The organism is uncultured Sulfitobacter sp. (assembly GCF_964021855.1).
Classification (GTDB): domain Bacteria; phylum Pseudomonadota; class Alphaproteobacteria; order Rhodobacterales; family Rhodobacteraceae; genus Sulfitobacter.
This window is the reverse complement of record NZ_CAXHZD010000009.1, coordinates 1-25,665: the sequence shown is the minus strand read 5'-3', so window position 1 is coordinate 25,665 and position 25,665 is coordinate 1. Positions and strand designations below refer to the sequence as shown.

31 protein-coding genes are annotated in these 25,665 nt (G+C 56.1%); 23 read left to right on the top strand and 8 right to left on the bottom strand.

All coding sequences use genetic code 11. The annotated features are described in order from the left end of the window. Positions 1-209 precede the first annotated feature (209 nt). The gene (locus AADJ11_RS18775) at positions 210-461 is read left to right on the top strand and encodes a hypothetical protein (RefSeq protein ID WP_341235939.1); all 252 of its coding nucleotides are present in this window, start codon (positions 210-212) and stop codon (positions 459-461) included. A gap of 340 nt (positions 462-801) precedes the next feature. Next, positions 802-1,320, top strand: coding sequence for a hypothetical protein (locus AADJ11_RS18770; protein ID WP_341235938.1), 519 nt, complete (start codon positions 802-804; stop codon positions 1,318-1,320). Between the two features lie 247 nt (positions 1,321-1,567). Here the strand turns inward: AADJ11_RS18770 and AADJ11_RS18765 are convergent, their stop codons facing one another. Both AADJ11_RS18765 and AADJ11_RS18760 read right to left on the bottom strand, forming a co-directional pair. Then, positions 1,568-1,825 (bottom strand): helix-turn-helix transcriptional regulator, encoded by a 258-nt coding sequence (locus AADJ11_RS18765; protein ID WP_341235937.1) that lies wholly within the window; start codon positions 1,823-1,825, stop codon positions 1,568-1,570. 157 nt (positions 1,826-1,982) lie between these two features. Next, the gene (locus AADJ11_RS18760; RefSeq protein ID WP_341235936.1) at positions 1,983-2,303 is read right to left on the bottom strand and encodes a hypothetical protein; all 321 of its coding nucleotides are present in this window, start codon (positions 2,301-2,303) and stop codon (positions 1,983-1,985) included. A 145-nt stretch (positions 2,304-2,448) separates the two neighbouring features. On the opposite strand from AADJ11_RS18760, the gene AADJ11_RS18755 reads away from it, so the two are divergent. From AADJ11_RS18755 to AADJ11_RS18680, 16 genes are all read left to right on the top strand, one after another. Beyond that, entirely contained in the window at positions 2,449-2,805 is a 357-nt protein-coding gene (locus tag AADJ11_RS18755) for a hypothetical protein (protein ID WP_284375923.1), read from the top strand. Positions 2,806-2,848: 43 nt separating this feature from the next. Continuing rightward, entirely contained in the window at positions 2,849-3,469 is a 621-nt protein-coding gene (locus AADJ11_RS18750) for a lytic transglycosylase domain-containing protein (RefSeq protein ID WP_341235935.1), read from the top strand. After that, positions 3,466-3,759 carry a TrbC/VirB2 family protein gene (locus AADJ11_RS18745; RefSeq protein ID WP_072632276.1) on the top strand — a complete coding sequence of 98 codons (294 nt, stop codon included), beginning with the start codon at positions 3,466-3,468 and terminating at the stop codon, positions 3,757-3,759. Before AADJ11_RS18750 ends, AADJ11_RS18745 begins: the two co-directional genes overlap by 4 nt. Continuing rightward, positions 3,752-4,030 carry a VirB3 family type IV secretion system protein gene (locus AADJ11_RS18740; RefSeq protein WP_341235934.1) on the top strand — a complete coding sequence of 93 codons (279 nt, stop codon included), beginning with the start codon at positions 3,752-3,754 and terminating at the stop codon, positions 4,028-4,030. Before AADJ11_RS18745 ends, AADJ11_RS18740 begins: the two co-directional genes overlap by 8 nt. Further along, entirely contained in the window at positions 4,020-6,395 is a 2,376-nt protein-coding gene (locus tag AADJ11_RS18735) for a type IV secretion system protein B4 (RefSeq protein ID WP_341235933.1), read from the top strand. Before AADJ11_RS18740 ends, AADJ11_RS18735 begins: the two co-directional genes overlap by 11 nt. Next, entirely contained in the window at positions 6,392-6,559 is a 168-nt protein-coding gene (locus AADJ11_RS18730) for a hypothetical protein (RefSeq protein ID WP_341235932.1), read from the top strand. Before AADJ11_RS18735 ends, AADJ11_RS18730 begins: the two co-directional genes overlap by 4 nt. Positions 6,560-6,614: 55 nt before the next feature. Continuing rightward, entirely contained in the window at positions 6,615-7,703 is a 1,089-nt protein-coding gene (locus AADJ11_RS18725; RefSeq protein WP_341236002.1) for a lytic transglycosylase domain-containing protein, read from the top strand. Further along, entirely contained in the window at positions 7,703-8,518 is an 816-nt protein-coding gene (locus AADJ11_RS18720) for a type IV secretion system protein (RefSeq protein ID WP_341235931.1), read from the top strand. The genes AADJ11_RS18725 and AADJ11_RS18720 overlap by 1 nt, the downstream gene beginning before the upstream one ends. A gap of 115 nt (positions 8,519-8,633) precedes the next feature. Beyond that, on the top strand, positions 8,634-9,287 hold the full coding sequence (locus AADJ11_RS18715; RefSeq protein WP_341235930.1) for a type IV secretion system protein: 654 nt from the start codon (positions 8,634-8,636) through the stop codon (positions 9,285-9,287). A gap of 1 nt (position 9,288) precedes the next feature. Next, the gene (locus AADJ11_RS18710) at positions 9,289-9,984 is read left to right on the top strand and encodes a TrbG/VirB9 family P-type conjugative transfer protein (RefSeq protein ID WP_341235929.1); all 696 of its coding nucleotides are present in this window, start codon (positions 9,289-9,291) and stop codon (positions 9,982-9,984) included. Then, entirely contained in the window at positions 9,981-11,375 is a 1,395-nt protein-coding gene (locus tag AADJ11_RS18705) for a TrbI/VirB10 family protein (RefSeq protein WP_341235928.1), read from the top strand. Before AADJ11_RS18710 ends, AADJ11_RS18705 begins: the two co-directional genes overlap by 4 nt. A 4-nt stretch (positions 11,376-11,379) precedes the next feature. Beyond that, complete coding sequence (locus AADJ11_RS18700) at positions 11,380-12,366, top strand: ATPase, T2SS/T4P/T4SS family (RefSeq protein ID WP_341235927.1); 987 nt, start codon at positions 11,380-11,382, stop codon at positions 12,364-12,366. Continuing rightward, a complete protein-coding gene (locus tag AADJ11_RS18695; RefSeq protein WP_341235926.1) occupies positions 12,363-12,566 on the top strand; it encodes a hypothetical protein in 204 nt (67 codons plus the stop codon). The genes AADJ11_RS18700 and AADJ11_RS18695 overlap by 4 nt, the downstream gene beginning before the upstream one ends. Continuing rightward, positions 12,563-12,976 carry a hypothetical protein gene (locus AADJ11_RS18690; protein ID WP_341235925.1) on the top strand — a complete coding sequence of 138 codons (414 nt, stop codon included), beginning with the start codon at positions 12,563-12,565 and terminating at the stop codon, positions 12,974-12,976. Before AADJ11_RS18695 ends, AADJ11_RS18690 begins: the two co-directional genes overlap by 4 nt. 12 nt (positions 12,977-12,988) lie before the next feature. Next, positions 12,989-14,065 (top strand): type IV secretion system protein, encoded by a 1,077-nt coding sequence (locus AADJ11_RS18685; protein ID WP_341235924.1) that lies wholly within the window; start codon positions 12,989-12,991, stop codon positions 14,063-14,065. A gap of 2 nt (positions 14,066-14,067) precedes the next feature. Next, a complete protein-coding gene (locus AADJ11_RS18680) occupies positions 14,068-14,235 on the top strand; it encodes a hypothetical protein (protein ID WP_341235923.1) in 168 nt (55 codons plus the stop codon). A gap of 625 nt (positions 14,236-14,860) precedes the next feature. Here the strand turns inward: AADJ11_RS18680 and AADJ11_RS18675 are convergent. From AADJ11_RS18675 to AADJ11_RS18665, 3 genes are all read right to left on the bottom strand, one after another. After that, on the bottom strand, positions 14,861-15,193 hold the full coding sequence (locus AADJ11_RS18675; RefSeq protein WP_341235922.1) for a metalloregulator ArsR/SmtB family transcription factor: 333 nt from the start codon (positions 15,191-15,193) through the stop codon (positions 14,861-14,863). Then, positions 15,193-15,828, bottom strand: coding sequence for an SRPBCC family protein (locus AADJ11_RS18670; protein WP_341235921.1), 636 nt, complete (start codon positions 15,826-15,828; stop codon positions 15,193-15,195). Before AADJ11_RS18670 ends, AADJ11_RS18675 begins: the two co-directional genes overlap by 1 nt. Before the next feature lie 354 nt (positions 15,829-16,182). Continuing rightward, positions 16,183-17,040 (bottom strand): LysR substrate-binding domain-containing protein, encoded by an 858-nt coding sequence (locus AADJ11_RS18665; RefSeq protein ID WP_341235920.1) that lies wholly within the window; start codon positions 17,038-17,040, stop codon positions 16,183-16,185. 85 nt (positions 17,041-17,125) lie between these two features. Here AADJ11_RS18665 and AADJ11_RS18660 point away from each other — a divergent pair, with 85 nt between their 5' ends. The 5 genes from AADJ11_RS18660 to AADJ11_RS18640 all read left to right on the top strand — a co-directional run bounded on the left by AADJ11_RS18660 (position 17,126) and on the right by AADJ11_RS18640 (position 20,729). Further along, positions 17,126-18,148, top strand: coding sequence for a permease (locus AADJ11_RS18660; protein WP_341235919.1), 1,023 nt, complete (start codon positions 17,126-17,128; stop codon positions 18,146-18,148). Between the two features lie 132 nt (positions 18,149-18,280). Next, positions 18,281-18,622: a metalloregulator ArsR/SmtB family transcription factor gene (locus AADJ11_RS18655; RefSeq protein ID WP_341235918.1), complete on the top strand. Its 342-nt coding sequence runs from the start codon at positions 18,281-18,283 to the stop codon at positions 18,620-18,622. After that, positions 18,619-19,086, top strand: coding sequence for an SRPBCC family protein (locus AADJ11_RS18650; protein ID WP_341235917.1), 468 nt, complete (start codon positions 18,619-18,621; stop codon positions 19,084-19,086). The genes AADJ11_RS18655 and AADJ11_RS18650 overlap by 4 nt, the downstream gene beginning before the upstream one ends. Before the next feature lie 35 nt (positions 19,087-19,121). Continuing rightward, positions 19,122-19,616 carry an SRPBCC family protein gene (locus AADJ11_RS18645; protein ID WP_341235916.1) on the top strand — a complete coding sequence of 165 codons (495 nt, stop codon included), beginning with the start codon at positions 19,122-19,124 and terminating at the stop codon, positions 19,614-19,616. A gap of 357 nt (positions 19,617-19,973) precedes the next feature. Next, positions 19,974-20,729, top strand: coding sequence for a hypothetical protein (locus AADJ11_RS18640; protein ID WP_341235915.1), 756 nt, complete (start codon positions 19,974-19,976; stop codon positions 20,727-20,729). A 107-nt stretch (positions 20,730-20,836) separates the two neighbouring features. Here the strand turns inward: AADJ11_RS18640 and AADJ11_RS18635 are convergent, their stop codons facing one another. The 3 genes from AADJ11_RS18635 to AADJ11_RS18625 are packed head-to-tail and all read right to left on the bottom strand — an operon-like array spanning position 20,837 to position 25,633. After that, positions 20,837-22,813 (bottom strand): type IV secretory system conjugative DNA transfer family protein, encoded by a 1,977-nt coding sequence (locus tag AADJ11_RS18635; protein ID WP_341236001.1) that lies wholly within the window; start codon positions 22,811-22,813, stop codon positions 20,837-20,839. An 8-nt stretch (positions 22,814-22,821) separates the two neighbouring features. Continuing rightward, the gene (locus AADJ11_RS18630; RefSeq protein ID WP_341235914.1) at positions 22,822-25,065 is read right to left on the bottom strand and encodes a relaxase/mobilization nuclease domain-containing protein; all 2,244 of its coding nucleotides are present in this window, start codon (positions 25,063-25,065) and stop codon (positions 22,822-22,824) included. Next, a complete protein-coding gene (locus AADJ11_RS18625) occupies positions 25,052-25,633 on the bottom strand; it encodes a transposase (protein WP_341235913.1) in 582 nt (193 codons plus the stop codon). Before AADJ11_RS18625 ends, AADJ11_RS18630 begins: the two co-directional genes overlap by 14 nt. Positions 25,634-25,665: the final 32 nt, after the last annotated feature.

The following is a 25,665-nucleotide window of genomic DNA, read 5'->3' as shown; positions in this document are numbered from 1 at the left end:
CCTTATTATGCGAATTTTTCTACACCTCTGATTTATAACAAGAATTCGCCCTCTACTACCTCCCTGTGGGCGAACCACTGGCGGCATCGGTCTAGCCGGTGCCGCCGCCTTTCAACACTGACCCCGCGGGACTTTCCCTGACGCCTGAAACCACAACCTGACCCGGTCGCAAGGACGCCCGGTCAACGATTGCGAAAGACAAGTAAACGGTGAAACACTGTAAGGAAGAAGCAGCGCCGATCGCAAGAGTGCTGGACGATATGGGCAAGACCATCGGCTGGGTCTATCAGTGGAATACTTCGGAGTTGACTATTCTCTGGATCAAAAAGGGCGGCCCCGCCAAGTCCATTGAGCCACCTCTTTGTTTGCAAACCCTAGCCTTGGCCAAAGCTGTAACCCGCGATGCCATTACCGATCTCTTGGAGACCTTGTTGGACCAACCCAAAAAAAACCCGCGTTAAGGATCCGGGTCCAGCGTCGGAATCGCGGCATGCTGATATATGATGCGTGACTAAAGTATATTTTTGACGCATATTGATTAGAATCACGCAGACTGTTGGGTGCCAAATGAAGTCCAATTTCCTCGCTCGTCTCGCATTTGCTGCGACCGTCGCAACACTGTCTTTGACGGGAACACCAAACAGGGCCGCGGCCCAAACCTACCAAATTGATTGCGCAATCCTGCTCTGCCTTTCCGGCGGCTGGCCTGCCTCGGTGCCCTGCGCGCGAGCCCGTGCTGAATTCATACGGCGGATCACGCCTTGGCCTGTTGAACCGCCGCTACAGATTTGGCGCTGCCCCATGGGCGCTTCCTACCATCTGGACCAGAATACTAATTCAACCTTGCGCGCTTACGACATCCTGTTCGACGACGCAGGCCCCCTGCCCCAGAGTTATCCGGAGAGTCCGACTGAGCCCACCGATCTGCTTACGGCCGCTGTTTTTCGTACAATAAGCCCCCAGGCCGGAGAGCTGCCAAATGGCCTCGCCCCGCGCTTGGTCCAAGACCTGGCCGACATCGACATCAGCGGCCCAGAATTCAACTTCGTACGCTCAATCCGCGTTTATGATGTGCGTTACGCACGCCAGCACGAATCCGGACGTGATGGTGACTGCAATCGGAGCGCGACGGTCGTTCTTGGAACCTATGGAACGCAAGGTGATTTCTCCTGGGCGAGATCCGCACTAACCGCCCTGCCCGCGGCACACGTCGGCCTCGAGAGCTGGGGCCAAAACTGTCCCAGCATACACCACCGATCCGTCTTCGTCGATTGGCAGGACTATGAAGGCAATTACGGGTTTGAGCAGGTCAATTATTGAGTCAGACAACGATAGCTTTGTAATCCAGACCGCAGGTTTCGTTTCAACGCTTTCGGAGAGCCCTTATGCTAAATCACCGCGCGTTTGCCGTTCGGCCCATCAATATTGCAGTCAACGATACTATACCTTTGCAATGGGTACCCAAGCCGAATCAGTAGAACCATTCGATCAATTGGGTCTGTCGACTGATGCCAAGACTAATTGTTATGCGCACTCCGCGCGCACATCCATAATTTCTAATGGCAGTTCAGATTTTGTGATCGAGGTCCGTTGCGCCCTCAGCGACAGCCAATAGAACAGCCGCGTCGACCTCTAAGGCCCGCGACAGTACAACCAATTCAACAACGTCAATTCTGCGCTCGCCACTTTCGACACGTGCGACGAATGACTGATGGCATTTGAGCCGTCCGGCAAGCTCGGCCTGCGTCAGGTCAGCATCTTTCCTTGCCGCGATCAATGCATCGCGGAGCGCCTCATGTCCTGAACTCCTGATTGTCTTTGCCACGTGTCACAAACCCCTTGTGACTGGGCTAATCTACTTGTTAGATTATCTAAAAAGTAGATATTTGAGAGTTTACATGGGTTTGAGCTTAGAACATTGGGATGCCGTTGACGAACCTGTCTCTGAGCCTGCATGCATTCTCAGACATGGTCGCCGGCAATCAGTCCCCGACAGTCTGCAAAAACCGCCCGTATTCTTGGCTCACTTCGTGTGCCTCCTCAAAGGCGCGTGCACGTTCTTCGTCGAGACAGCGAAAGTAGCTTTGTACGTCGCGGATGTAGAGTTCAAAGTCGCCACGTATGAGATCAGAGTATTCGCGCGCAGCCTGCGGATCGTTCGGAACGAAGGGGCGCGCCGGCGGATAACAGGACTCAGCAGCAGCACTTCGTGCCAAAACAACACTCAAAATTATAGCCTGTGCGCCGATGGCGCGGTTCAACCTCAGGGTGCTGAAACCCCTTGTTACCTTGATTGAATTCATCAGACATGCCTAACTTTTGTGGAACCGTCATACAGCCGCAAAAACGTAAATATATACTTGCGGTCGATAATATAGCATCGTATGTCTGGACTTCAAGTAACGAAGTCCGGACCTGCGCCTTTGAACAGAAAGCGTAAGCCGGGTGATAGACCTAAGTAACGAAGCACCAAATGTGGTCACTGAACCGAGATTCCGCGATCTTGTCGCGAGCGGCTACCGTGTGGAAGTCGTCTGCAAGGAAGACGCCTACAAGAAAGGCCCCAACTGGCATGGGGCCTGGATCATGCGCGCCGTCAGTGATGAGGGCGTCGAAAAGCTTCTCGTTACGGCGCGCACCCGCACCTCACGCAACGACATCAAGATCCGCGAGATTAAGACCGTCACCGGCGTCCTCTCCTTCTTGCAAGGGGTCGGCTTCTCGCACGCGGACATTCCGCTTCTCGAAGGCAAGCGCACGGTCCATAAACTCTCAAGCGAAGAGATTACGGCCAGCCGGGCTTAGCGCCCTTCTTCTCTGCTTTCTGACGTTACCTGCATCGGCACAGATGGTGCTGGTGATGGAGAGCGATGGCTCGCTCTCGCCGTCGCAATCCCAACAGGCCTTTTCGCGCAACTATAATGACGGGATCGGCCAAGGCTTCGCATCTGATAGTTTGCGTATCCTCGGCGAAACTGCGGAATCTGACCCGGTCGAAGAGGTACGTATCGCTGCACTTGCAAAACGTGCGCCTGTGCCCCGCCCTGACATTCTTGCTGCTATCCAAGAGGTCGGGCTGCGCTATGCCAGCCACCGCGGACTGCGTGCCGCCGACATTACCGTCACGGATTGGCTGAACCTTTATCGCGCCAATATCGAGATCGAGAGCGCTTATAATCCACGCGCCGTCTCCCACGCCGGGGCCATTGGGCTCGGGCAACTCATGCCGGACACCGCTCGCGCACTTGGCGTAGATCCCAACAACTGGCGACAGAACCTAGACGGATCGGCGCGCTATCTTGCATCGATGCTTGAGCTCTTTGGCGATCCACGGCTGGCCTTGGCAGCCTACAACGCCGGTCCTGACGCTGTGCTCAAATATGGCGGAATACCCCCTTACCGAGAAACCCAAATTCATGTGGCCCGCGTCATGGCGGTGGTCGCCCGACTGGAAGGAACAAACCCATGAGACATTTTACATCCCTTTTCGCGGCATCATTGGCGCTGTTCTTACTGATTGCAGACCCTGCGCTTGCGCAAAGCATCGATCTCTCCCCCATTCAAAGTCTGCTACAGGGCATCGTCGATGCTCTGACGGGCCCACTTGGAGTCGTGATTGCCACGCTGGCTGTCTTAGGCGTCTTTCTAAGCTGGTTCTTCAACATCATCGATCTGCGCCAAGCGCTCTGGGTGCTCGTAGGCATCGCCGGTGTTGCGGCTGCCCCCACGATTGTTGCTGCGGTCTTCGCCGGTGGCTGAGCGCTCGCCTCTCTTCCTAGGCCTCGTGCGCCCACCCAAGCTTTTGGGCCTGCCCATCATGTATGCGATGGTCTGGCTCTTTGGCTCGGTACTGCTGTTCGTCTGGGTCCAGCACATCGTGATCCTTGGGGTTGCGATCGTGCTGTATCCCATCCTTTGGAAGGCGGCAGATTGGGATCCGCGCTTCATCGACGTGATGATGACGGCCCTGCAAGAAACCCCACCGACACGAAACCGGCAAGTTCATGGCGGGGACAGCTATGCCCCGTGATGAAACCGGCGACGAAACCCTCGATACCCGCACTTTGACGCCAGACTGGTACGCGAGGGAAACGCGCCTCGCGCATATGCTGCCCTATGTCAGTTTGGTCGATGACCAAACGGTGCGCACGCGGGTGAATGAATTGTTCCAATGCATCCGCTTAGACGGGGTCAACAGTTACACAACTGATGATGCCTATCTCGATAAGGTCACCTCCCTCTTTGCCCGTATTGTCGCCCAGCTGGGTCCAGAATTTAGCTATTATTTGCATAAGGTGTCTAAGGCGATTGCGCCGGAGCTTGAACCAGTACGGGCCGAGACTTTTGCTGGCGAAGTGGATCGCCAGTGGCGTGAGAAGCTGGCGACCAGCGGACTGCGCGACAAAACACTGACACTCACGGTCATTCACCGTCCGCCGTCCAAGAGCTTTCTGCCGTTTCTCAATCGCAGCGCACCGGAACGACTTAAGGAAGCGACCCAAAAGCGCCTGCGCCGCCTCAGCGAGGCCGTGAATGTCTTTGCCTCGGGGCTGGCCGATCTCAAACCGCGAATACTGTCTGCGAAGTCTGGCGAGCTGGTTGGTTTCCTCGGGGCGCTCAATACGGGCCAAGAATTGCCACTCTATCCGGCGAGCACCTACGGTTTCCTGTCGTTCAACGTGGCCAACACCCGCGTGACATTCCTTGAGGATCATTTTGAGCTATCAGAAGGCGTTGTCGGCCACCGCTACGGCAAAAGCTTCACCATCGGCGAATATTCTGAGGCCACGTCTTGCACGATGTTCGACATGCTCAATCTGCCAGTCGACATGATCGTCACCCATTCGTTCACACCGATCAATTCCAACCTCATGGCCGGACGGATCAAGCGCCAGAAACGGCAGATGCAGGCCTCGCAGGATGCTGCCCTTTCACTGATGGAAGCGCTCGACATCGCTGCCGATGATCTCGAAGCCAAACGTCAGAGCTTTGGCGAGCACCACATGGTCGTAACCATCTTCTGCGACACGCTGGATGAGCTGCAGACCTTGAGCGCCGAAATCGTCAACGCTGCCGCTGCTGAAGGCGTGAAGATGATCGGCGAGCGGGTTGCGGCGAAAGCGCATTACCTCAGCCAGCACCCCGGCAACCAGCCCAAGCGCGTTCGCGCCAGTGCCATCACCAATCGCAACTTTGCGGATTTCGCCGCGTTCCACCGCACGCAGCTCGGCAAAGAGGCGGGTGACGTGCCTTGGGGCAAAGTCATCACCATGCTCCCCACACCCGAGCAAAGTGCCTATCGGTTTTCTTATCACGAGCAAGGCAGCCCAGACAAAGAGCCGACGAGCGGACACACCTTGATCATGGGACGGCCTGGATCTGGAAAATCCGTCCTTTCCGCCTTCCTCATGACCCAAGCCCGCAGGGCGGGCGCGCGGATCTTCGTCTTTGATTACCGTTTAGGTATGGAGATGGCGGTCCGCGCCAACGGGGGAAGTTATGCGGCATTGAAGGCTGGACAAGCCACCGGCCTCAATCCGCTTTGGACCGAAGTGGACGATCGCGGCACGGCTTGGCTCTCAGACTGGCTGGCCACCCTGCTCTATCGCGCGGACAAGCCGCTAACGCCCGTTCAAACCAACCGTATCCAAGAGGTCGTACGCCAGAACGCGAACGCCACTGATCCAGCGTTGCGTAACTGGAAAGACTTTGCCTCGCTCTTTGTCTCCACCGATGATGGCGGTGATTTGCACCAGCGCCTGCTCGAGTGGACCAGTGATGGTCGCTATGGCTGGATATTTGGCCAGTCGCTAGAAGACACGTTTTCTCTCGAAGGCGATGTGGTCGGGTTTGACCTGACGGGCATCCTAGACTCTGAGTCCGAGAAAGAACGGATGGCCGTGCTCAGCTACCTGTTCCGCCGCGTTGAACGTGAAATCGAAGACCGCCGCCCTACGATCATCATCATCGATGAAGCCTGGAAGGCCCTCGACAACGCTTACTTTGCCGAACGCCTTTCAAATTGGCTGGTGACGGCGCGCAAGCAAAATACCGTTGCTGTGATGATGACGCAATATGCGAGCCAGTTGGAACGCACACGCACCGGCAAAACCATTGTCGAGGCGGTCCCGACACAAATCTTGCTGCCCAACATCCGCGCCCATGCGTCTGACTACGCGATGCTGAACCTCTTCGAGAAAGAACTCGACGTGTTGCTGAACACAGGCAGCAATTCGCGCTTGGCGCTCATTCGCGACGATCAAGGATCAATCGTTGTCGACGCTGATCTCAGCGCGCTCGGCCCCAACCTCACGATCCTTGGCGGCATGGAAAAGGGCGAAGCCCTTGTCGGTGCTAACTACCGCGACCGCCCTGATTTCTGGAGATTGACATGACGAAATCACTGATCCTGATCTGCGCACTTGGTGTGCTCGCATCCTGCGCACAATACCAAGAGCCCCAAGCGAACTGCTTCACATTCTTGGCCGCCGTCGCACCAGTCGAGCCAGACTGCACCTTTACCCCGATCAACGGGTCGGAGGATGACGTTGAAGTCTAGTTTTGCCCTTCTGTTCTTGCTCTCAACAGCAGTCAGCATCGCGCATGCTCAAGGTGTGCCGACCAATGATAGTGGGCTGACAGTACGCGACATCGTAGAGACGGGCGATCGAGACGTCGATCTGGCGACCCAAGCCGACAAACTTACTGTGCAGGAACTCATCTCGGAGATCGAGCGCGACCAATTGGAAACGCTGGCGCGTATCCTCGACACCCAATCAAGCTTTGGAGGTCAAGGCCTGCCCGCGATGGTGTCCGGTTTAGAATCTGGCAGTGGTGATCCTGCACGCTCGGTGGAAGCCGTTTATGGCTCGGGAGAAATTGATCCTAATCCCGGTGGCACGCAGATGTTTGGTGATGCGGCCCAGAATATCGAACAACTCATTATCCGCGTCGCCCAAGAGACCAGTGGTTTTGCGGGTGTCGGGCGCGCCGGGCTATCTGTGGTCCAATGGCGCGCCCTTCTTCAAGCCCTGATCTGGCAGGAAAGCCGCTTCACGATTGGCGCACGTTCTCCTGTGGGCGCATTCGGCCTCACCCAGATCATGCCGGGCACCGCCAGCGATCTTGGGATCAACCCTGCCTACTATGACAGTCCATATTTGCAGGTACATGGCGGCGCGCGATATCTGGCCACGCAGCTCAACACATTTGACGGCAACATCATCAACGCGCTTGCCGCCTACAATGCAGGGCCGGGCCGTGTATTTGAGTACAGCGGTGTGCCCCCATTCCGAGAAACCCAGCACTACGTCACCGTCATCCCAGAACGCTATAATCTCTATCTGAGCCGGATCGGTGGCATCGAAGCCTTGGGAACAATCGATCCATCCCTTCTGGCCAATGCCAATCTCTCGATCACGGGGCATGGCGCTGCCTTCTACGGAAACAACTCTCCTACTGCGATCAGACAGGCCGCCCTGCGGATCCGTGACATCGTCGAGCGGATTTCCGAGACGGAGGATGTGCAGGAAAGCATGGCACTTAATACCTACGCCCGCGCTGAACTCGTGCGCCTCGTGGCCGCGCGCATTCGCCTGCAAGCGGCAAGAACAAGGGCCTTGAGCGCGGTTGAATTGGCCCAAGCCTCCGCCCGCATGGCCGAAGGCAACTTTATGAACTTTACAATCGAGGAGCTGGACTAATGCTTAGATCCAAATTGCTTTTGAGGACTGCTTTGGTTGGCACGCTTGCCCTCGGAGTTCACGCAACGTTACCTGCCCCTGCCCTCGCGCAAGGCGTTCCCGTCGTCGACAACCAGAATATCGCCCAGAACATCCAGCAACTCCGGCAGATGATCGAAGACGAAATCCTGCAGAACGAGCAGCTGGTGCAACTGCGCGAACAACTCGCCACTCTCACGGATCAACTCGCTGAGTTGCAACGCACCTATGAGGCCCTGACCCGTCTCGCCGAACTGCCAGAAATCATCCGCACGCAGATGGAGGATGAGCTCAACGGTCTTTTGGACCAAGAGTTTGGCGATATCATCGCGACCATCGAAGCCATCAAGAGCGGGGATTTCTCTGGCCTGTCCGGGTCGGGCGCAGGCGAAATCGAAACCCAGATGGACCGCGTTCTGGCCGACCTTGGATTTGACGACGATACGCTCTCGGAAATGGCCAGTAGCGGGAACGCGAGTGCCAACCGGATTGCGACCCAAGCCACAACTGGCGCGCTGGTCTCAGCCGCAGCCCAAAACAGCTATGGCGATGCAGGCCAATCACTTGAGCGCGTTGATCGGCTGGTGGGTCTGATCGACGACATGGATGAGTTGAAGGAAAGCGTCGATCTCAACACGCGCGTGACCGCAGAACTTGCGATTGCACTTGTTGCCATGTGGCAGCTTGAAGCCATTCAAACCGTCGGTGACGGCACCGGTGGTGTGATCGATGCCGCCACCATCGCCGAAGAGCAGCGGTTCATGGATTTCACCTTGCCCGATCTCAGTGCTGATTAAGGCGTTTCGAAATTGACCAGCAATATCAAATATCGGTTTTCGCGTTCGAGCGAAGCGAGAGGCAGCGAAGAACCGATTCAGCTTGTTTCGAAACGCCAAGACCGAGGAGTGATACGTGGCGAGTGAACAAGAAATCATTGAAGAAGAACTCGTCTACGGTGCCCTTCGCCGTGAGCGGACGTGGCAACGGCTCGGCCTTATGGGCCTGATCTTTGGTATCTTGGGCTGTCTGAGTGCAGCGGCTGTTGCCCTGCTCGACGTCGATCCACCACCCGTCGTCGTGCCCTATGATCCTGCGACCGGCTTTGCACTTCCCGAGGTCTCTGTCGGAGCCACCACAGTTACGGAAAACCAAGCCATTATAGAGGCGGAAGTGTTTCGATACATCAGTGATCGCGAAGTCTACAACCAACTCGACAATGACGTGCGCGTCCGCAGTGTTTTGCGGCGATCCGACGGCGCAGCTGAAGCTTCGCTGCGTCAAATCTGGAATAGCGCCAATGCGGACTACCCGCCCACGCTTTATGGCACGAGCGGTCGGTTGGATGTCGAAGTCCTGAGCATCAACCGGATCGGCATCAATCGTGCCACAGTCCGCCTGCGCAAGCGCCTCAACTCTATCAACGGCGTTCAAACCGGCCTCTTCACCGCCACGCTGTTGTTCGAGTTCCGCCCTGAGGCCAGCCGGTCCATCGATCAGGTTTGGTCCAATCCCTTTGGCTTCACCGTGGTGGAATATTCCATCCGCTCCGACAGATTGGAGAACTAACTTGTATCGAGTATTTCAAATTGCACTCCTCGTAGCCCTGCTGCCATCTTTCGTTCTTGCGGAGGCTATTCCAAGGCGCGGACCCAATGATAGCCGTGTGCGCGTCGCGACCTATCAAGAGGCTCAAGTCTATCGTCTGAACGTATCACTAACACATGTCACCACCATTGAATTTGGTGAGGGGGAAAGCATCCGTTCGATCATTGCCGGCGACACAGAAGGCTTTGAGATTGATGGTGTCCCCGGCGGGCAAGCCTTCGCGATCAAGCCCGTCGCGCGCGGCGTCCATACCAATGTGACGGTCTATACCAATCGCCGCAGCTACTACTTCAACGTGCAAGAAACTCAAAGCCCCACCTTCTATGTGGTCCAGTTCCGCTATCCTGATGACGACGCGACACCAACCCGCGCAATTGCCCAGCAAGCCCCCAACTATAATTACGGGGCCAGCACGCAGTCCGAGTTCACCCCGACACGCGTTTGGGATGATGGGACTTTTACGTATTTCCAGTTTCCCAGAAACGCACCGGTGCCAGCCATCTTCCGGTATTCCAGTGGCCGCGAGCGCACTGTAAACACGCAGGCCATCGAGGACGGGGTGATCCGCGTCTCAGGCGTGAACACGCAGTGGGTGTTGCGGCTCGGTGATGATGTGGTTTGCATTCAGGCGACACCGCCCACGGGGGCGTCATCATGAGCGATACGGGAGACGCAGAGCTCGAAAAACGCCTCGCCGCGTTGGAAAAGGGCGGAATTCGCGGGGGTTCACCTAAGGCTAGAAGATCGCCCCTTCTGGCCGTCATCGTCGTCGCACTCGTTGGTGCAGGTGGCGCCGTTCTCTATATGGTTTCCGGATCAGATGAGGAAACGGCTCTGCCAACAGCCACACCTGATGTGTTTCAAAATGAGGGTGACGGCTTTGGCGCGATCGAAGCCATACCTCCGCCCCCTGCCCCGGAAACCCAAATTGTCGTGGCCCCGGCTGCACCTATCGAGCCTAACGCGGAGCTTCTCGCGCAACTGGCTGCCCTTCAGGCCCAGATCGAGGAATTGCGCAATGCGCCGGAACCTGTTGTCGAGGAAGATACCGCGGCTGCGGACGCCATTGATGGGCTTACAGCTCAGATCGCAGCCTTGCAAACTGCATCGGAGGCAGCCCAACAGCTGTTTCAAGACGAATTGGCGGCGCGTGATCGCGAGCTGGAACAAATCCGTATGGACTTGGAGCTGGCCCAACTGGAGGCCAATCGGCCAGTGCCTGCGCCAGTTCCTATCGGACCGTCCGAAGAAGACCTCCTTGCCCGAGAGGCAGAACGGTTGCGCCGCGAAGAGGAGGCACGCCGCATGGCAGATCTTGAACGCCGCGCGGCAGAAGAACGTGCGTTTCAGGATCGCCGCATCGCATCCCCTACGATTGCATTTGGCGGAACGTCGGGCGCGAATGAAACACCGCTTGCCGAGCGCACATTCGGCGACGTCACAGACTTTGTCCTGAACGGTGCGCTGCCGACCGCCGTCACCCAAGCACAGGTGATCGCCAATCCTTCCAACACCATCATTCAAGGCACGATGATTCAGGCTGTCATGGAAACGGCACTCGACAGCTCCTTACCCGGCCAAACCCGTGCAGTCGTCTCCGAAGATGTCTTCAGCTTTGACGGATCGCGCCTACTTATCCCGCGCGGATCGCGCCTCATTGGTCGCTATCGCTCGGGGCTAGATATTGCACAGCAGCGCGTCACCATCGCTTGGGACCGGATCATCCTACCGGACAATCAAACCATCCAGATCAGTTCATTTGGCGGCGACGAATTGGGACGCTCCGGCGTGACCGGGTTTGTTGATACGCGCTTTGCAGAAAGGTTTGGCTCGGCAGCTCTGATTTCGCTCATCTCGGCGGCCCCGAGTGCGGCGGCAGCCTCTGTCGAAGACGAAACCGCCGCTGGCGTTCTTGAAGATGTGGGCGATGATCTGGCCGATGCGACTGACAGCGTGATCAGCGACTACCTCTCCATCGGTCCCGTCATCTACGTCGACCAAGGTGCCCGCGTCACCGTCATGGTTGACCGTGATTTGGAGATCTTTTGATCCCATGTCGCTGAGTTATCTTCAAACCTCGCTTGATAAGCTGGACGCCGCGTCCCGCGATGATGTCATCGAGATTTGCATCAACCCCGACGGCACCTGCTGGGGCGAATTCCAGGGCGATCACTTCATGCGCCTTCTGGATCAATCGCTAACGGAAACTGAGGTTAAAGACTTAGGCAACCAGATTGCCTCGAGCTCAAACACCACCATGAGCAAGGACAGGCCCATTGTATCGGTCTCGATTGCCTACAAAGATCGCCCGATCCGCGCGCAAGTCATCACGCCGCCTGCCGTAATGTCGGCCATGTCGATCAGCTTGCGGTTCTTCTCAAGCCTTTCCCTCAATAAAATTGAGCTGTCGTTTCTGTTTGGCAAAGAACGCAAGCTCGAAGAGCTGCGACAGGAGAAAACCCAACAATTACGCGCGGTCGTGGCAGCCGGCGTGATTGACGATGCGCTGGCCTTTTGCGTTGAGAATAGGCTCAACATGATCGTCTCGGGTGGTACGTCAACAGGCAAAACCGTGGCAGCCCGCAAAATTCTCTCCCATGTCGGCGACGAGGAGCGGATCATCACCATAGAGGAGGCTGCCGAGCTACTCCCCGCTCAACCAAACGTGGTGACGCTGATCGCAAACCGCGATGCTGAATTCCAAACCGCAGACGTTCTTCTCACCGCGACGCTGCGCATGCGGCCTGATCGGATCATTCTCGGCGAGGTGCGCGGCAAAGAGGCCATGACCTTCTTGGAAGCCATCAACACAGGTCACGGCGGATCAATGACCACGCTACATGCCGAGACCCCGCAACTGGCGGTACAGCGATTGGCGATCGCCGCCCTCAAGACGGAAATACCGATGACCTATGCGGACATGGTGCGATACATCGAAAATTCCATCGACGTGATTATCCAAACCGGGCGTCACAACGGCGCGCGCGGCATCACCGAATTCTACCTCCCCGGCATGGAACAGATTGGAGCACCCGCATGAAGACCTTTGAATACGAGATCCTGTCGTTCCCGATGGATCGTAAAACCAGTCTGATCGAGATGCAGGCCGCGTTGAATGCGAAGGGCCAAATCGGGTGGGAGGTGGTCTCAATCAGCTCGTCCGAATTTGCCAATATCGGGCACACGGCCTTTCTGAAACGTGAAACTTCTGAGGCCGCAGATGTTGGAGACACGCGATGAAACATCGGGTTGTCCGTCTCACTTGGCTGACGATTGTTTTAGGACTGAGTGCGCCGCCCTTGCTGGCGGAGCGCAATTTGATCCCCAGCCTCGATAGCAGTCTGGATGTCTGCTCTGAGCGCCCAAACGAACCCGATTGGATGGAAAACATCACGCTGCGCGACGCCTACCAGCGTGTCTTGGTCCAGGACATATATCGGGCACAGAGCATGGGGCGGATCGTTGAGACGGGATCCTGCGATTGCGCCACGCGCTTCCCAACTTGGGATTCAGCCGAAGGCACCTTCCGAGAAAACCATGCCGATGCGGACCGTTCAGAAATGCTGCAAGCCTCAGACACCTACAACCGCCGTGCAAATGAACTGCGACCTCAAGCCCAAGCGGTCTGCGAAGCCGCAGGCAATTGGTAGGGAGATCCTGAAATGAGCGTCGTCACCTACTTCGTTGAAACCTCCCAAGGCTATCTCGATACCGCAGCCGAAACGCAATTCGGATCGGTAGCCGCAACGGTTGGGACGCTGCTCGTCCTTGGAACAACGGTCGTCGTGATCTTCGTCTTTCTGAACATGATCTATCAGTACAAAGCGATGGACGGGCGAACGGCGTTCTGGCTAGCAATAAAGATCGGGCTCATCGGGATATTTGCAACCAATTGGGTTCAGTTCAATGCACTGTCGTCGGCGATCCTTGCAGGGATCGACAGTATTGCAGGCGCACTTGTCGCATCCGTGGGCGGCGGCGTGCCCGGCCCTTCGGGCACATTCGCCGAAGAATTTGACCGACTCATTGCCGAGCTTGGCGAGTATCTCAATGCGGCAGGATCGGAACTCAATTGGATGGCGGGCGCAATGCTAGACATCGTTGGCGTGCTCATGCTGTCAATTCTCGGTGGGCTGGCTGCCTTCATACTGGTCGCGTCGCGTCTGATGATCGCACTTCTTATCGGGATTGCACCGATCATGATCTTTTTAACGCTGTTTGACGTCACCAAAGACTATTTTACGCGTTGGCTCTCCGCGCTGATCTCCTTTGCCATTTATCCAATTGTCGTGGCGGGCGTATTTGCAACGATCACAGGAGTTGCCTCCGCATTGATCGGGGAGCTTGGCGATCCCGAAGGGGCAACAAACATCGGTGCACTCATCCCGTTTTTTATGATGGTTCTGATGGCCAAAGGATTTATCGTCGCAACGCCATTCATCGTGCGGGCGATATCGGGGAATATCATGATGCCTGCGCTGTCGGGCGGCCTTAGTGGAAGCTATGGATTCATGCGGGCGGCCATGGGAAATCAACAAGCTTACAATCGCTATCTGGTTGGTGGCGCAAGTGGGGCTGAATATGCCGCACTAAGAGCCCGCCAGTTCTTTGGTGCGCAGCAAATGCCACAACGGCCGGGAATGGCCAATGTGACACCAACAGGGGGCAATCCATCGACCGGGACTGGATCGCAAATGCTGGCTCAGTTGGCGAGGCTTGGCAGATTGGGGAGAAGATGAGCATGTCTGATCCAGACGCGGAAATCTTAATTGAGGAGCGGGCCGACCTATGGGCCATGTCGCATGGGTTTTCTGATGCGGACGAAATGAAACAGTGGGGCAAGCAAATGGAACGTGAGCGCCTTGCAAAATCAGAGTCCAAAAAGGTGACACACAATGAACAATCGTAGAGTAATAGATCGTCTTGGTGGCTTTGTCATCGGAGTTCCAACAGTGGCAATACCAATATGGATTGCGGGTTGGTCGCAGTGGCTGGGCGTAATTACGACGACCCTGTTTTTGGTTATAGCCGTGTCTTACGTTTGCGGCGTTACGCCTAAATGGTTTCAACATGGCATTGTAAAGTAAGCGAGCTTAGACAACACCTTCCGGTGACGCGGCTACCTCGATGTGTTGCTTACATGATGTTTTTTAACACGATGACCTTCTCATGTCATACGAACAGGCTAGCTATGACTGACTGACCGGCAAGCAGCTGCGGCACCTAACAACAAATCGCGCAATAGGGTCTGCTCTGGTAAAGGGTCTGGACCATACAGTTTAGCGAACCCAGCCGTTCGTGCATGATGCAGCGAATGCTACCGAAGAACCCACACCAGAAGTGTCAAATTCTTGCTGCGAGCGCTCGCAGCGCGAAAAATGCTGCGTGAGCGTAAAATCTGATACCGCCGTGCGGCGGAAGAACCGGTCATTCATGCAGGCCGCAGCGAAGATCAGCGGTCGAATTCACAGACTGCGGACTTTGCTTCCGTCCCGCATAGTGCTCCCAATGGTAGCTTTTGAGCCGACCAGCAGTTACGTTATCGTGCCTGAACGCTTGCCTCGCTCAATTTCGGTCGCCAGAGATTTCATCTTGGAGTCCCAATAGCGACGAAGCTGATCAAGCCATGCCTGCACATCCTCGAAGCCTGTTGGATCTATCGAATAGCACCGTCTTGCACCCTCTCTGCGAACCTGGGCAAATCCGGCGTCGCGCAAGATGCGAAGATGCTGTGAAACTGCTGATTGCGAAATGCCAAATTCAGCTTCGATGACGTTGACGATTTCACCTGATGCGTGCTCTTTCTGGGCTATCAGCTCCAACGTTCGTCTTCGTACGGGGTCCGACAGAACATCGAAAGCGTGCATCACTCTTCCCCGGTGTAGAAATTTGCGGTACGAGCGGCAGTTTCCATGGCGATCTTCATGGGTGTGCTATCTTCAGCATGGGCCTTCCCCCATGCCTCCGCCCAGAAACGCAACCTGCTCTTGCCGTCTTCTTTTTCTGCCCATGCCTGACCCGCCACAATCACACTTTGGCCGTTCGTTTGCACATGGCCGTCCAGCCCCAGCATTGCCATTTCCCAGCCAACACCTGTTGCGCCGGGACCATATTTTTCCCAATGCGCTTCGCTTTCCTCGTCAGTCGGAAGTTCGTGTTCAAGCGTCAACAGCGCGCCGTCCTCCACATCCTGGATCGTCGCAGTGACCCAACTCTTGTTTCCGCCAAACTCCCAAGTGAGGGCCAAGGTATGCGGCGGATCGCAGGAGATTATGTCGCCGTCTGCGTTGCCCTCGATGGAAAACCGTCCACCGGGTTTGAAGTCGCCGGAGACATTACCGAACCAGTGTTCTATCCGCTGTTTCTCGGTGATTGCAGTCCATAAGTCGGCCTGACTGGTCCGATAGGAGCGTGAGGCGCGAACCACGTGCGTGGGGCGACCGTCACGCTCACCTTTGCCGACCTCGCGAATGTGAGCACCAATCGGTCTTTTGAAATCCATAATCATACTCCTAACGCACATATATTAGTTGTCACTAATATCATGCTTCCCTAATATGATCAAGTTGACGCTCACCAGTGCCGACATTCGTGCAGCGTGCAACATCGGTAATGTTGGGCTCGGAGCCGCCCAATGCCAATGCAGCAATCGGCGATGCTCTAGCAATCTGAGATCTGCCGTCTGCCAAAACCGCGGGATTCTATGTTAAGCTGCTCGAAACAAATTCTTTTTCGGCATCGCCTCCAAGATCGCGCGCCGTTCACTCTAGAACAGGAGCCATTCCTATTTTTTTGCCGTGGGCTCGGTCAGAGCCCAATTTGCCAGATGCTGCAACGCGCACGAATGGTCGGTTTTCTAGAGCTTGACCGAAAACGCGACACGGATAGCCTCTTTCATCGCGACCTGTGGTCCATCCTGCTGGGACTCACTTGCCCCCATCACCAGCTTCGAGGCAGGCGTATCTCCGAAGCCAAGATTCCTTCCCACAACCGACAGACCAGAGTGCAATGACGTGCGGCCCAGCAGACCGATAGCGATCCCTGCTTCAACAGCTGCGATTACCCCTGAGACGCTCTGGCAAGAGTAGGCCATGCGATATGGTTTTCCTCGTGCTTCAAGAGACTCAATAGCCGCATCGCGCCACCAACAAGCATGATCGAACAAGGCCACTGGCAGGATGTCATCGGCTGAGAAATCGCGATGCGCCGATGACATCCAGCACGTTGGGTCTTCGAACAGCACTTCTTCATGTTGCGACGGGTTTTCCACCTCATAGACCGCAAGATCGAGCAATCCCTTGTCCAAGGCATCTGGGAATCCGGTGCTTAAAGCGCAGGTCACATCCAACTCGACCTTCGGATGGTGACGGGTGAAAGCCGCGATGATCCCAGCGAGCTTTGCACGCCCGTGATCATCAGGAATACCCAAGCGCAGCTTGCCCGCCACAGCCTCTTGAGAAATATCGCGCAGCACTTCGTCGAGACGAGCGATTACGTCTTTTGCAGCCGGGAGCAACTGACGTCCCGTGTCGCTCATGATGACACCGCGCCCGTGTCGTTCGAAAACCGATTTACCAAGGATAGCTTCAAGGCGCTTGATCTGAAGACTGGTAGCGGATTGGGACCGGTATATGCGCGCGGCACCCTCTGTCATGCTGCCTGCTTCAGTTACGGCGACGAAAGTGCGCAGTAAGTCGCTATCCAAACATTCCATTCGTTTTTCCAATACTAGAAATTGAAACTATTCGTTTCACACATGCCTTACTAGTTGCTATTTTTCAAGGTCAGAGGAGTCTGCTATGTCCGAACAGTCAGTTACCCGCCAACAATCAAACAAGAAAACCATTGTGTGGGGCCTGTGCCTTTTCCTATTGGCGGGCATTGTTCTGGCATGGCCGGTACACGCTGCAAATGCCGCCATGTTCGTCGTGTGGGGGCTGGTTGCCGTCGCGCCTATCGTTATTCCGGGCATTGTTCTTGCGGCATGGATCATCGCCAGTGGCGCGGATTCACACGTCGCTGGCGCATTCGAAGGAAGGACGTTGCGAACGGTGCTGGTTGCATCGCTGATTGGCGCGGTCACACCAGTCTGCGGTGTTACTGTGTTGCCATTGATGGCTGGATTATTGGCAGCGGGCGTGCCGCTGGCGCCGATCATGGCGTTTTGGTTATCATCCCCGATCACAGACCCAGCAATGCTTGCGACCACGGCTGCAACGCTTGGATTGAGCTTTGCAATCGGCAAGACGCTTGCGGCCTTTGGATTGGGTGTGTTTGGTGGCGCGATCACCGGACTGTTTGCGAAGAAGACCTGGGCGTTGAATGCGCTACGTGACAACGGCCTCGCGCGACAACTGAGCGCCGCGCGTTGTGGAGCGGCTCAGACCTTCAATCCATGTGTTTGGAGGACTGAGGCGCGTCGCAGATCATTTGGCGCTCAATTCTGGGCGACCGCGCGGCTCATCCTGATCTGCCTGATCCCTGCATTCGCCGCCGAATATTCCTTGAACGCAGCCCTAACCCCGGGGGCGCTTGCGGCCTATGTTGGCGAAGACCAATGGTGGGCCATCCCCGCCGCAGTATTTGTTGGCGCTCCGGCCTATGTCGACGGTTATGCCGCGCTCCCGTTGGCGCGCGGACTGATCGACAACGGCATGTCCGAGGGGGCAGCCATGGCCTTTCTGGTCTCGGGAGGCGTGGTCAGCATCTGGGGGGCGATGGCCATTGCGCCGGTTCTTAAGCTAAAACCCTTTTTGTTGTATCTCGCCTTGGCTGTTCTGGGCTCGTTGGCAGCAGGCTATACATTTGAGTGGGTAGTTTAGAGGGCCGCATCATTCAAGAACCTCCATTGGCACACCCGCAGCGAAAGACTGGTCCTATTGGCCGCACATAATCAGTTAGGATATTTCCTAAGTTTTATTGACATCCGCCCTTGCGTGATATTACTTAGGGATATGTCTAAGTATGAACCCAGCCTCGACCAGTACTTTTCCGCTCTCGGTGACCCGACGCGGCGCTTGATTTTGGAGCGCCTCGCGCGCGGTGAGGCGAGCGTTAGCGAATTGGCCGAACCGCATGACATGGCACTGCCGTCCTTCATGGAACACTTGAAGAAACTGGAAACAGCTGGCCTCGTCACATCGAAAAAACAAGGCCGAACACGGACCTGCGAACTTGCCCCTGATGCATTTGCGCCTGCCAAAGACTGGCTGAGCGAGCAAAGCGCGATCTGGGATGCGCGGCTCGACCGCCTAGATGATTACGTCACTAAATTGATGAAAGAGCGCAAAAAATGAACCTCGATCCCAAAACCGATCTGACCTTCACCCGCATAATCAATGCGCCCGTTTCTCTGGTGTGGGAGTGTTGGACCACACCAAAGCACATCAGAAATTTTTTCGTTCCCAGACCGCATTCTATTGACGAATGTGAGATCGACCTGCGTGTCGGTGGCCGCTTCAATACCCTCATGAATGTTGCCGGCAAACAGATGGCAAATGACGGCGTTTATCTTGAAGTTGAGAAAGGCAGGCGTCTGGTGTTCACCGATACCTACAGTGAAGGTTGGAAGCCCGCCGCCGATCCATTCATGACTGCTATTATTGAGTTTGAAGACGATGGAAATGGCGGCACCACCTACACCGCAACTGCGCGACACCGCACATCTGACGACCGCAAAACTCATGAAGAGATGGGGTTCTTTGATGGATGGGGCACTGTGGCAACTCAACTGGAAAAGTATGCAAAAACGCTTGGATAGTTAGGGCGGATAGAAAGTGAAGAAAGTGAAATTCAATGACTGAACACAACAAGCAAGAGACTTCGGGCTGGGCATCGTTGCCTTTGAGCCGCAAAATCGCCATAGCACGTGTCATTGATGCTGATCGCGAAACTGTTTTCCAAGCATGGACTGATCCGGCACATATTGTGCAGTGGTTTGGACCTGATGGATTCCGTATCGAGACGCATGGGATCAACATTTGCACGGGCGGCCTATGGCGATTTGATATGGTCGCGCCGGACGGAACCCGTTTCTCCAATCGAATGGAGTTTCTACGCATCGAAGCACCGGTGTTGATAGAAGCCAACCATGGCGCGGACACTGACAATGATCCTGACTGCTTCAGGCTCCTAGTTACTTTCGATGAGCAGGATAACGGCAAAACTGTTGTCACCTTACGTCAGATGCATCCGACGCCAGAACGTCGCGCCATTGTTATTGGGTTTGGTGCTGTTGAATTTGGCGCGCAAACGCTGGGAAAACTCGCAAATTATGTCGTCAAAGGCTGACAGTTGTTCGCTGCCCATGCCTCACGTAAGCGGCCATTCGTGCGGACAATACCAATTCCCGCGTTGTGTCAGTTCGTGCGTCGTGCAGCGAATGTCTGCATCACCGGAAGACTTGATCCTTTAAATTTTTCGATCCCAGATTGGCCAGCGTAAGAACTCGCAGCACGTTTCCTTAGGACACTTCGTAAAACACTTCTCCGAGGGAGGATCGCCTGTTTGCACCTATTGCCCCGTCAAATGCCACGAGGGTTGAATGTCCTGCGTTCCCTTCATACGTTATCGGTCCGCCACCAAGCCAAGCCTCGGTGAAATTCAATCCAACATCATAGAGGGCGAAATATCCCACGAAAGCACATTATGGAACATGTTGACCTTCCCAGGTTCCCGACAAAACCCGGCTATATGACCGAAAAAATCCAGCGGGATTACATTCAGGCTTCGATGGCCAAGGACCTATTGCCCGCACAAGCGCATCGCATGGCTGACATTCTGTCACTGACGGCCCCAAGTGATGTGTCAAAACCGATCCAGTTTTGGCAATTGTACTCTGTGCTTGGTCAGGACCCTATCGTCGCGATCGTCCAGAACTTCTATCAACGTGTGTTTGAACAAGACGAATGGTTCAGATCTGTTTTCGAGCGCGTCGGAGGCATCAACCACCACATCAACACACAAGCATCGATGTGGATCGACGTGATGGGTGGCGGGCCGTATTACCATGGTGCTGAGTTCCGGCTGAACTTTCATCATACGCACAACGCAATGCAGCTGATGAACGACAAGGGGGCGGAGCTTTGGTCCAAACTCATGCTGGAGACCTTGGATGCCTCAATGCATCTGATGGCAGATGACCCGCGCATTCGGACGAGCATCAATACGTTTCTGTCGTTCTTCATGCGTAAATACGCCGACGAGTTTGCATTTGAGAACCGTAGCTTTTTGGGGGCAACGAACCCGCCGTACAAGCGCAAGATCAACTTCATGAAAATGACAGAACATGCGATCGAAGCGCTGAGCGAAGCTGAACTTGCTGAGGCACTGTCTCAGCAAGGGGTGGATGTTACTCAATATGAGGGCAAAGCCGCAAAGCTGAACAAGGCACTGATGATGTAATCTGACACTGCCCCCTCGCCTGCAAGCTGGAATGGGGGCGGCACATCTCATGAAAATTGGTCCAGAGCCGCGTCCAACTCACCGTTTTCGCGTCAACTCGAAACCCCCTACCCCTGCTTCAGCTGGTCTTCCAGCCCTCCCAGATCATCCACTGCCAGGTCAAGACGATCTCGGTCGCCATCGTTGCGTTCCTCAAGTTGCATTTCACCTTGATCTGCAAAGTTCATTTCTTGTTGTCGTTGCCCTTCTTCAACAACGACCTGAACTGCCCCCGACCGTTTCTTGGCGCGAGAGACTGATTTAGCAGCGCCTACCTCCTGCGGACCGCTTGAGCGCTCATCTTGCTTATGAGATTTCGCGCCTATTCCGTCTTGGTCAGCATTCTGCCCTGAGCCTCCCGATTCAGAGCCTGATCCCCCTGCCCCACCTCCACCCATCACCGGAAACGGCAACTCCCCTTTCTGCGCGCCATGGATTGCCGCAAACAACCGATCATCAAAATACTGGATCCGTTTCGCCCGCACTGGCATTTGCGCATCCACGACCATGATAATTTCATCGAGCGGCAACCGGCGCGCTTCATCTTCAGGCAATAGAGATGTTTCTTCGGTCCGTGTGGACTGACTGCGCCCCTCGAACGGATTCTTGCCAATGGACCGCGACCGGGTGATGACCGTCTTTGTTGTCTTGCCAACGGCCTTGCTCAGCTCCTCAATGGTCTTTTCATCTGAGGGGGTAAGGTAGAGCTTTACACCTGCGTTGCCCTGCAGCGCACGGCGGGTGTTCTCACCATAGATTTCATCAAGGGCAGGGATAGTTTGGGTCACCACCGCCAGATGCCCGCGATAGGTACGCAGGGTTTCAATGCTCTCGACCACAATGGGCATTTTGCCAAGGCGGTTAAACTCATCGAGCATGATCATCACAGGCCAGGGCTCATCTTTGCCCGGTTCCTTCTCTTGCATCGCCGAGAGAAGGTCGGAGAAAAACAATCGGATCAATGGCGCAAGCGGCTTCACCATCAGAGGCTGCACGACCAGATAGACCGTGAAGGGCTTTTTGCGGATCGTACGAAAATCAAAATCGGAAACTTGCGTCGCCTCGTCAATCGCGGGGTTCTGCCATTGATCCAGACCTGAGGTCATCAGAAGCGAGACATAGGAGGTCAACGTGTCGTTGTTGGTGGAGGCCAGCCGCGTAAAGATCAGCTTCGCAGCTTTGTTGTCGATCTCATGACCCCGCGCCACATATTCTTTCTGCTTGTTGCCCCCCGAGGCCGCGATCCGGTAGATTTCGCCCAAGTTGGGCTTCTTGCGCTGGAAGGCCAGCAAGCCAGCGGCCACGAAGAGATCAATCCCGCCTTTCAGAAGACCCTGAACGCGATCATTGTCACTTTGCAGAAACAACGTTGCCAGCAGCTGCAATTCCATCTGCTGACGCGCGGGGTCTTCCAACTCATAGATGCGCAAAAGCGGATTGTAGCGATGAGTCCGCTTGCCTTCCCAGTCCGTGGGCGCAAAGCGGTAGACCTTGTCACCTTGGGCCGCACGGTGACGCGCCGTCGCTTCAAAACACTCACCCTTTACATCCAACGTGACGGCAGACCCCTGCCAAGTCAGCAGGTTCGGAATCACAAAGCCGCTGGTTTTACCGCGCCCCGTTGGGGCCACGATCAGCGCATGGGGAAAGACCTTCGAGGTGATGTAGCGGGCGCGGGATTTCGGGCTGCCAAGTTTGCCGAGGATAAACCCGGTGCCGGGTTTGCCAAAGAACCCGTTGGCCTTCATCTCGGAGCACTTTTGCCAATGGGTCTGGCCGAAGCGTGTGAGGGCCGAGCCGGACATGGCAAGGCTCATCATCAGCCCGGCGACGGCAGCACCGCCGATGATCAGGTTAATCAGTTGGAAATCATCTGGCCGTCTATCTCTGATCCAAAGGTAGCTCTGCGCGATATATCCAAAGTCGATATCGGCGCTGAACCCAAGGATTTTGAAGGTCAGCACAGCCGAAGCAACGGTGTAGCCCATGGCAGCTGCCACCAAAGTGACCAGAACCACCCCGATGGCTATCCACGCCTTGCCCATGGAGCCGCTCAATGGATCTGGCCCCGCTCCGTCTCGCCGTCCACGTCCACTGTGCGGTGTCTCTCGACTTCAACGTCTGCCAACTCGTCCACAACCTGTCGCAACCCATCCGAGTTTGCCGTTGCCGCATCCGATTGCAAATAGACCTTTGCGGCATAGAGCCGATCAAGACGGTCTTCGATGACATTTTCCAAAGCGTCGCTATCACCCTCCTTCAGGCGATCAAGCTGCGCCGCGTCCAAAACCCGCGCCACCTCGGTGCGGAAGGCCTCACGTTCTTGGTCGGTCTCAAAGGGCGAAGACAGCTCCCCTGCCCGCTCATGGGCGAGAATACGGGACAGTTCGGGCGTCTCATTCTGGACTGTCTCGCGCTCAGCAACGCGTATTTCACGTTCCGCGCCACGCGCTTCATAAACGCGCGCATAAGTGTCGCCGAGACCCTCCGCCAGCTGTTCGGGCATATCAGGATATCGCGTCTGCAGATCGCGCGCGACGGAAACGGAGATTGGCGTGCTGCTGTGCGCGCCCAAACGCGCCGCCTCAACTTCAATGATAATCCGGTCTGCTGCGGCCTGATCTACGATCACCGCCCTTCCCTCCTCGCTCATCCGGATCACATCAGTCGGGCGCGCAATTAGCTCTGGATGGTCGCGCAGATAGTCCCGCTGTTCGTCCTCCAAACGCTCTACGGCGAGACTTTCGATAACAGCCTCATCAAGGTCCTCACTCTGAGCTTCAATCTCAGTCTCGACGCGCACGGCATTCGCAGCGGTTTCGATCTGACTTTCTGTGACATGCGCCTGCACCTCGCGGGCGTCTTCAATGACCCCGTCACGGCGCAGCACACCTTCCCGTTCCAACATGGTCCCCAGCTGAACATGTACATCATTGAGGATATCCCGCGCCTGTTCCAAATCCGCGCGGCGCTCAAGGTTCAAATCCTTCGCCTCGGCCACCTTGGACAAATCATCCGCAATCCATTGATGTTCCAGAGCCGCGTTTTGCGCCCCTGTCTCCATGCGGGCCACAACCTCGGATGTACTGATCCCAGTTCCGCGTAGTGCTGCATCGACGCGGGCGCGCACCCGTGGTTCAGCAAGGCGCTCCAGCTGGCTTTGCTGAATGTTGGCTACAGAATAGACCCCACCTTCTGATGGCACCTCCGAGAGGGAGTTGGACCGTAACCCAAGCGGCTGCATATGCTGCACCCGCGCTTGAATGGCGTTGAGAGACTTCTCCAGCGCGGGCCGCTCTGCATCCGGTTTTGCAGCGATCAGATCTGTGATGTTTGTGACCTTTTCCGCGTAACGGCTGCGCAGATCCTCAAAAGACTCGTCTTCGGCCATGTAAATGCCTCCTGCGGTTTCAACGTGACCACCATTCGCCAGTACCTCGCCCGCACGGAACAGGACCACAGCAATGTCTTCGCGGTTCTCAGAGGACGCCTCGGCAGCCAGCGAGTGGAACATGATTTTGGTGTTTGCGATCTCGGCAAGCGTGCGGGTCAGGTCTTTACCCACCCGTTCGCGCTCCACGGGAGTCCTGCCCTCTTCCTTAGCCGCATAGACCTCGCGGGTCTTGGCCGGGTAATGCACCTCGCCGCGATCCACCCGCCGCGTGGCTTCCAACCGAACGCCATAGGTCTCAGCCTCTTCAACCATCGCCAACCGGAAGTCGTCGTAGTTGAACCGATGATTGCGCGCCAAATAGAAGAACTCACCCTCTTGCGAACGGCGGTTCAACACCAGATGCGCATGCGGGTGGTCGCGGTCCTCATGTACAGCAATGATATAGTCGAAGTGGCCTTCTTCGGTTTGGAAGAACCGCTCGGCCACATCCGTGGCGATGTCGCGTACATCCTCTCCGCGCGTGCCAATCGGGAAGGACATCAGCAGGTGTGTGGTCTGGCCAAGCTTGGGTTTAAACCCGCCATCCCACCGCTTGGCAAAGCGCTCGGTCAGGTCCTTGATCTCGCCACGATCAAGCTTGGATTTGCCATCCAGAAACCCGCTGCTGTCGACGATATGGGTGGACTTCGTCGTAAGGTATTCAAGCTGATTTGCGAGCTGGGATTTGTTGTGTGTCCCACCACTCCGGATCGCTTTGAACACCGCCGCACGGTGTCCTGCGGCGGCGCGCACCATCTGCTTTTGCTTGGACGCGTAAAGGCCCTGCATTGAGCCACGAATACGGCTCCACCCGTCCCGAAACACCTCGCCCGTGACGGCGTCTACAGCATCATTCAGCCGCATGGGCAAACTCCCTCAACGCGGCTGTCGCTTCCAGTTGCATCGCGTCCCGACGGCGGCGCACAAGCAGGTCAATCTCATCTGCACTGTCGAGAATGAACCGCGCCAACCCGCGCATCTGTGCAAGCCGCAATTCTGAGAATTCTGCGCCAGATCCCTGCCCCGCCCGATTGGCCTTTTGCATCTGCTTGGCGATTTGAGCGACACCGTTTCCAACGTCATTCAAAGAAGCGCGATAGCGCGCCATCTCAGCCGCCAATTGGGCGTCCGCAACGAAGGTGCCACCTGCCGCTTGCATCAATCGGCGCAGCCCTTCCGAGCGTGTCTCGATCTCCGCTGACGCCAGCACCGCATCGAACGCTGCCATCTCATCAGAGGTCACTTTCACACTCACCGCCAAGACCGGAACCGCCGTATCGTGCTGGCGCTCTGCGTCACTCTTCACCGTGTATTGCACCGCCCGTGTTGTCACCCCGAACCGCTGTGCAAGTACGGACGTAGGCACGCGGTTGGCGGCTTCGCGCACGATCTCCATGCGTTGCGCATCGGTGAGACGTTTTGAGCGAGACATGCGAAGAAAGACCCCCTATTTCCTGCCACCTT